The organism is uncultured Bacteroides sp. (assembly GCF_958445495.1).
Taxonomy (GTDB): domain Bacteria; phylum Bacteroidota; class Bacteroidia; order Bacteroidales; family Bacteroidaceae; genus Bacteroides.
In genome coordinates, this window is record NZ_CAUCSQ010000003.1 from 142106 (window position 1) to 150484 (window position 8379).

Genomic DNA, 8379 nt, shown 5'->3' on the forward strand with positions numbered 1-8379 from the left:
ACAAAAGAAGCCATTTTGTCCCTAACTCTTTATAAATGAATGCTATTTTGTCATATTTTTCTACTTGGCAAATCTTTTGAGCCCTTCCAAGTGTTATTAGAAAAATGAAAAGAAAGGAGAACAACCATATGAACTTTAACAATTTTACCATCAAATCCCAGGAAGCGGTGCAAGAAGCCGTAAATCTGGTGCAAAGCCGGGGACAACAAGCGATTGAACCCGTCCACATCATGCAGGGAGTAATGAAGACGGGTGAAAACGTCACCAATTTCATCTTCCAGAAACTGGGCATGAACGGGCAGCAGGTAGCAGTAGTCATTGACAAACAAATCGACTCCCTGCCCAAGGTGTCCGGTGGCGAACCGTACCTGAGCCGCGAGGCAAATGAAGTATTGCAGAAGGCAACCCAGTATTCCAAAGAAATGGGCGACGAATTCGTCTCTCTGGAACATATCTTACTTGCGTTGCTGACCGTAAAAAGTACCGTATCCACCATCTTGAAGGATGCCGGCATGACGGAAAAAGAACTGCGCGGCGCTATCAGCGAATTAAGGAAAGGGGCAAAAGTAACCTCTCAATCCAGTGAGGATACTTACCAGTCGTTGGAGAAATACGCAATCAACCTGAACGAAGCGGCACGGAGCGGCAAACTCGACCCGGTAATCGGACGGGACGAAGAAATCCGGCGGGTACTCCAGATATTGAGCCGCCGAACCAAAAACAACCCGATTCTGATAGGTGAGCCGGGTACGGGTAAGACGGCCATTGTAGAAGGGCTGGCACATCGTATCCTGCGGGGAGATGTTCCTGAAAACCTGAAAAACAAACAAGTGTATTCCCTGGACATGGGTGCGCTCGTTGCCGGAGCGAAATATAAAGGTGAATTTGAAGAACGTCTGAAATCCGTAGTCAACGAGGTGAAAAAGTCGGAAGGAGACATCATCTTGTTTATCGACGAGATACACACCTTGGTGGGAGCCGGAAAAGGAGAAGGTGCGATGGATGCGGCAAACATCCTGAAACCTGCGTTGGCACGCGGCGAACTGCGTTCCATCGGAGCGACTACCCTGGACGAATACCAGAAGTATTTTGAAAAAGACAAAGCGCTGGAACGCCGTTTCCAAATCGTACAAGTAGACGAACCGGACAATCTAAGCACAATTTCCATCCTTCGCGGATTGAAAGAACGGTATGAAAACCACCATCATGTACGTATCAAAGACGACGCCATTATCGCCGCCGTAGAATTGAGCAGCCGCTACATTACCGACCGTTTTCTGCCGGACAAGGCAATTGACCTGATGGACGAGGCAGCCGCCAAGTTACGCATGGAAGTGGATTCCGTTCCGGAAGAACTGGATGAAATCTCCCGTAAGATTAAACAGTTGGAAATCGAACGTGAAGCGATTAAGCGTGAAAACGATAAGCCGAAACTGGAAATCATCGGCAAGGAACTGGCTGAATTAAAAGAACAGGAGAAATCTTTTAAAGCCAAATGGCAAAGTGAAAAGACCCTGATGGACAAAATTCAGCAAAACAAAGTTGAAATAGAGAACCTGAAATTCGAAGCGGAAAAAGCCGAACGGGAAGGCGATTACGGCAAAGTGGCAGAAATCCGTTACGGGAAACTCCAGGCTTTGGACAAAGAAATCGAGGATACGCAGAGACAATTGCGTGAGATGCAGGGTGACAAAGCGATGATTAAAGAAGAAGTGGATGCGGAAGATATCGCCGATGTCGTATCACGGTGGACCGGCATTCCGGTCAGCAAGATGTTGCAAAGCGAGAAAGACAAGCTACTGCACCTGGAAGAGGAACTTCACAAACGGGTTATCGGACAGGATGAAGCTATCGAAGCGGTTGCGGACGCAGTACGCCGGAGCCGTGCCGGATTGCAAGACCCGAAACGTCCGATTGGCTCATTCATCTTCCTGGGAACGACGGGAGTCGGTAAAACAGAACTGGCGAAGGCATTGGCTGAATTTCTGTTTGACGACGAAACGATGATGACCCGTATCGACATGAGCGAATATCAGGAAAAACATAGCGTCTCCCGTCTGGTCGGAGCGCCTCCGGGATATGTAGGATACGATGAAGGCGGCCAACTGACAGAAGCTATCCGTCGGAAGCCTTATTCCGTGGTGTTGTTCGACGAAATTGAAAAGGCGCATCCCGACGTTTTCAATATCCTGTTGCAGGTATTGGACGACGGGCGGTTGACGGACAACAAAGGAAGAGTGGTGAACTTCAAGAATACCATCATCATTATGACCTCAAATATGGGAAGTTCCTATATACAAAGCCAGATGGAAAAGTTAAACGGCTCCAACAAAGAAGAGGTCATCGAAGAAACGAAGAAAGAGGTGATGAATATGTTGAAGAAAACAATCCGTCCGGAATTCCTCAACCGTATCGACGAAACGATTATGTTCCTGCCGCTGACGGAAAAGGAAATCAAGCAAATCGTCCTTTTGCAAATCAAAGGTGTACAGAAAATGCTTGCGGAGAACGGTGTGGAATTGCAAATGACAGACGCCGCCCTGAATTTCTTATCTCAAGTAGGATATGACCCCGAATTCGGAGCGCGCCCCGTGAAGAGGGCTATCCAACGTTATTTGCTGAATGACCTGTCCAAGAAGTTACTTGCGCGGGAGGTTGACCGGAGCAAGGCAATCATCGTCGATACAAGCGGTGACGGTCTGGTATTCAGAAATTGAAACCAATATAGAGAAAAGGTTTAAAACGGGCTTCGAAAGCCGAAAAAGAGAATGTAACCTGAATTGTGCCGGCAAGTGAATGAGATATAACTTGCCGGCATAGTTATTTTCTTTCGTTGCACATAATAAGAGAGCCGTTCCAAACTAAAAAAAAAACATACCTATTTTTTGAACTTCGGCAAAAGTGAAAATAAAGTCAGTTGATTTCGAACATGATAACATCCGTTTTGAAAAAAGTTTAGACAACATCCCCCCTCTTCATATCCAAATCATTTGTTTTTGATTTAGACTCTTATGAACAATTTTCTAACTCTTCCATCAATCAACAACTTGAAAGTTGCACAGTCTAAATTATTTATGTTACCTTTGCCTACAGAGGTATTTTTGACGTACACAATGGTTGAAAAACAAATAAACACAGTTTTAAGATTGGATGAAAAAAGACATTGGGCGTCAAAATACTCCGAAGTAAAAATAATAAGAAGTAAAACACCCTATAATAGCAGAGCGAGAATATGTCAATACAAAGCGAAGCAGCATTAGAAGCCGGGCTCATAACCACCCTTCGACAAATGGACTATGAATATGTCCAAATAACAGAAGAAGACAACCTCTATGCCAATTTCAAACGACAATTGGAAATACATAACAAAAAACAGTTGGCGGAAATTGGCCGCACCTCATTTACAGATGATGAGTTCGAGAAAATATTGATATATCTTGAAGGTGGCACCCGCTTTGAAAAAGCTAAAAAACTCCGCGACCTTTATCCGCTTGAAACTGCAAACGGACAACGTATTTGGGTAGAATTTCTCAACCGTACCCAATGGTGCCAAAATGAATTTCAAGTCTCGAACCAAATCACGGTAGAAGGACGGAAAAAATGCCGCTATGATGTGACAATCCTTATCAATGGCCTGCCGTTAGTCCAGATAGAGTTGAAGCGTCGTGGTGTAGAACTCAAGCAAGCATACAATCAAATACAACGATATCACAAGACATCGTTTCACGGTTTGTTCGACTACATTCAATTATTCGTCATCTCGAACGGTGTAAATACCCGCTATTTTGCAAACAATCCCAACAGCGGATACAAGTTCACGTTCAATTGGACAGATGCATCCAACCTACCTTTCAACGAATTGGATAAGTTTGCCGTATTTTTCTTGGAAAAATGCACACTCGGCAAGATTATCGGAAAATATATTGTTCTACATGAGGGAGACAAATGCCTGATGGTGCTTCGCCCGTATCAGTTCTATGCTGTAGAAAAGATTCTGGATCGTGTACAGAACTCTAATGACAATGGCTATATATGGCATACTACCGGAGCGGGAAAGACATTAACATCATTCAAAACCGCACAGCTCGTTTCAGAATTAGACGATGTAGATAAAGTAATGTTCATTGTTGACCGTCATGACCTTGATACGCAAACCCAATCAGAGTATGAAGCCTTCGAACCGGGAGCGGTAGACGGTACAGACAACACGGATGAATTGGTAAAACGCTTGCACAGCAATTCAAAAATTATCATCACCACCATACAGAAGCTAAACGCTGCTGTCAGCAAGGCATGGTATAGCAGTAAGATAGATACCATACGCCATTCCCGTATTGTAATGATATTCGATGAATGCCACCGTAGCCATTTTGGAGAGAGTCATAAGAAGATTATGAAATTCTTCGATAATGCCCAAATATTCGGCTTTACAGGAACACCAATCTTTACGGAAAATGCAGTAGACGGCCATACCACCAAAGAGATATTCGGAAACTGCCTGCACCAATATCTAATCAAAGATGCCATTGCCGATGAAAACGTGCTCGGATTCCTTGTAGAATACTATCATGGAAATGAAGAAGTAGAAAAAGGTAATGCCAACCGCATGGAAGAGATTGCCAAATTCATCCTTAATAATTTCAATAAGTCGACATTTGACGGAGAATTCGGTGCACTGTTTGCTGTGCAATCCGTACCGATGCTTATCCGTTATTACAAGATATTCAAAAAATTGAATCCCAAAATCCGCATAGGCGCAGTGTTCACATACACTGCAAACAGTAGCCAGGATGATGAACTGACAGGCATGGGTACAGGTTCTTACCTAAATGAAAGTGCAGGTGAAGTTGACGAGTTACAAGCCATCATGGACGATTACAACGACATGTTCGGCACAGCATTTACCACCGAGAATTTCCGTGCTTATTACGATGACATCAACCTACGTTTAAAAAAGAAACGGGCTGATATGAAGCCGCTCGACCTTTGCCTTGTTGTAGGAATGTTCCTTACCGGATTTGACAGCAAAAAACTTAATACGCTCTATGTAGACAAAAACATGGAATATCACAACTTACTGCAAGCATTCAGCCGAACGAACCGTGTGCTGAACGAAAAAAAACGCTTCGGAAAGATTGTTTGCTTCCGTGACTTAAAGAGCAACGTAGACGCAGCTATCAAGCTATTCAGCAATAGCAATAATCCGGAAGAAATAGTACGTCCTCCATTTGAAGAAGTAAAACAGGAATACCAGAAACTTGCAACTGCTTTCTTAAAGAAATATCCTAATACAAGCAGCGTAGACCTTTTACAGAGCGAAAAGGAAAAGAAAGAGTTTGTCCTGGCATTCCGTGACATCATCCGAAAACACGCTGAAATTCAGATATACGAGGATTATGATGAAGAATCAGATGACCTTGGAATGACGGAACAGCAATTCATGGATTTCCGAAGTAAATATCTCGATATTCATGACACGTTCGCGTTGATTGATTCTACTCCTTCAACAAAACCAGACGATATGCCGGATACTCCTGATAGCGGAGACCTCGGAGAAGTGGATTTCTGTCTCGAACTCTTGCATAGCGACATTATTAATGTAACATATATTCTCGAACTTATCGCAGAACTCGACCCGTATAGTGCCGACTATGCCGAATGCCGCCAAAATATCATTAATACGATGATTAAAGACGCCGAAATGCGTAGCAAAGCCAAACTTATCGATGGTTTCATTCAAAAGAATGTAGATGAAGATAAAGAAAACTTTATGATGCAACGAGGAAAAACCGATGGTACAAGCGATTTGGAGGAACGCCTGAATAATTACATTGCCACAGAACGTGAAAAAGCAGTAAACACATTGGCGCAAGACGAAAACATTTCATCCGAAGTACTTAAACACTACCTCAAAGAATATGATTACCTGCAAAAAGAGCAGCCGGAAATTATACAAAGAGCATTGAAAGAGAAACATCTCGGACTGATAAAGACTCGAAAAGCATTAACAAGAATATTAGACCGATTGCGTGGCATCATCCGTACATTCAGTTGGGATTAGCCAATGTTATCTTTGAACATGAGAAGTGGGAAAAATACGGTTTGCCATATCCCTAATGTCATACATTCGGGATGTGAAGCTAAAATAAAATCAAACAATCTTGACATGATTAATATTGACAATATAATTAATCTGTTAAAACAATCAATCGAAAATAATAGATAGAAAAAATATGAGCGAAGAACTGCAACAGAAACTCCGCGACCAGCTTTGGGAGGTCGCAAACCGTCTGCGCGGCAATATGTCGGCAAGTGATTTCATGTATTTTACTTTAGGATTTATCTTCTATAAATATTTGTCAGAAAAGATAGAAACATACGCCAACAGCGTATTAGAAGACGATGATGTAACATTCAAAGCATTGTGGAAAATGACCGAACCGGATGCAGAAGAACTTCGGGAAGAAGTAAAAAAACAATGCCTGGAAAGCATCGGCTATTTCATCGAGCCTAAATTCCTGTTTTCGTCCGTAATAGAAGAAATTAAACGGAAAGAAAATATTCTGCCCATGCTGGAACGTTCATTGAAACGCATCGAGGACAGTACGCTCGGACGTGACAGTGAAGATGATTTTGGCGGACTGTTCTCCGATATCGACCTTGCTTCCCCGAAACTCGGTAAGACAGCAGATGACAAGAATACGCTTGTAAGCAATGTATTGCTTGCCCTCGATGATATAAAATTCGGTGTGGAAGCATCCCAAGAAATAGACATTTTGGGTGATGCTTACGAATATATGATAAGCCAGTTCGCAGCAGGAGCCGGTAAGAAAGCAGGAGAATTCTATACCCCGCAAGAAGTCAGCCGGATATTGGCAGAGATTGTTTCTATCGGTCATACCCGCTTGCGTAATGTTTATGACCCCACCTGCGGTAGCGGTTCGCTGTTGCTTCGCGCTGCAAGCATCGGAAAAGCCGTAGATATATATGGGCAGGAAAAGAATCCTACAACCTATAACCTTGCACGAATGAACATGCTGCTGCACGGCATCAAATTCAGTAATTTCAAGATAGAAAACGGTGATACCCTTGAATGGGATGCTTTTGGCGACACACAGTTCGATGCAGTAGTTGCAAACCCTCCATTCTCTGCCGAATGGAGTGCTGCCGACAAATTCAACAATGACGACCGTTTCAGCAAGGCAGGGCGGCTCGCACCCAGAAAAACTGCCGACTATGCTTTTATTCTGCACATGATTTATCATCTTAACGAAGGCGGAACAATGGCATGTGTCGCTCCGCACGGAGTATTATTCCGAGGAAATGCAGAAGGAGTAATACGTCGTTTCCTCATAGAAAAGAAAAATTATATCGATGCTATCATCGGCCTGCCAGCCAATATATTCTATGGTACAAGCATACCGACTTGTGTCCTTGTCCTAAAAAAATGCCGCAAAGAAGATGACAATATCTTGTTCATTGATGCCAGCAAGGAGTTTGAAAAAGTCAAGACACAAAACAAACTCCGTCCGCAGCACATACAAAAGATTATAGAGACTTATCGCGACCGCAAAGAAATCGAAAAATACAGCCATCTTGCCACACTGCAAGAGGTAGCCGACAACGACTATAATCTGAATATTCCCCGCTATGTCGATACTTTTGAAGAAGAAGAACCCATTGACATCAAAGCCGTCATGGCGGAAATCAAGGAATTGGAAGCCAAACGTAACGAACTGGATAAAGAGATTGAGGTGTATCTCAAAGAATTAGGACTGATAGAGTAAAAATGAGGATATGGCAAAGGAATTTAAAATACGGAACAGTACAGCAAAATTCGAAGGGAAACGTGAGATTAAAAAACTGACAGATTTTTATAATCTCGATACCACTATTCCAGTAGGTTACCGTGTCAAAAGCATTTGCACCACACAATTCCGTCAATGGTGCACCTATGTACTTTGTCAATTTGCCATAAAAGATTACATGATAAATAAAAGCAGATGTCAGTGTCGCAAAGAACTACTGAAAGATATGAGACGGCTTATCAATGCCGTGTTCGATATGATAGAACGCATGACTGAGCGTTGAATTATATTTATGGAGAATTGAGCGAAACAGATAGATATAATTCTTGAAGCCGGAGGCGATACCGTACTGGTTGATGCCGGAAAGATAACAGCAGAGTTTACAACGCCTTTTGCTGAATCAGAATTCGAGAAATATCGTATTATGCAAGACAAATTGTTCAGTTTTGATTTCGATAAATTTTGGAAATAGATTATTATCACTTGATTTTAATACAGATAAATGATATGGATACAGATAATAAAAATAAAAACCTTAATGTTCCCCATTTGAGATTCCCGGAGTTTAGCG

The 8379-nt window shown here is 42.6% G+C and carries 4 protein-coding genes; all 4 read left to right on the plus strand.

Going from position 1 to position 8379, the window contains the following annotated elements:
• Window positions 1-128: 128 nt before the first annotated feature.
• The 4 genes from clpB to rhuM all read left to right on the plus strand — a co-directional run bounded on the left by clpB (window position 129) and on the right by rhuM (window position 8091).
• A complete protein-coding gene (gene clpB, locus Q5076_RS02445) occupies window positions 129-2717 on the plus strand; it encodes an ATP-dependent chaperone ClpB (protein WP_303010649.1) in 2589 nt (862 codons plus the stop codon).
• 515 nt (window positions 2718-3232) lie between these two features.
• The gene (locus tag Q5076_RS02450) at window positions 3233-6061 is read left to right on the plus strand and encodes a type I restriction endonuclease subunit R (RefSeq protein WP_303010643.1); all 2829 of its coding nucleotides are present in this window, start codon (window positions 3233-3235) and stop codon (window positions 6059-6061) included.
• Between the two features lie 172 nt (window positions 6062-6233).
• Window positions 6234-7787 carry a type I restriction-modification system subunit M gene (locus tag Q5076_RS02455; protein WP_303010644.1) on the plus strand — a complete coding sequence of 518 codons (1554 nt, stop codon included), beginning with the start codon at window positions 6234-6236 and terminating at the stop codon, window positions 7785-7787.
• Between the two features lie 10 nt (window positions 7788-7797).
• Entirely contained in the window at window positions 7798-8091 is a 294-nt protein-coding gene (rhuM, locus tag Q5076_RS02460) for a RhuM family protein (RefSeq protein WP_303010645.1), read from the plus strand.
• Window positions 8092-8379 lie beyond the last annotated feature (288 nt).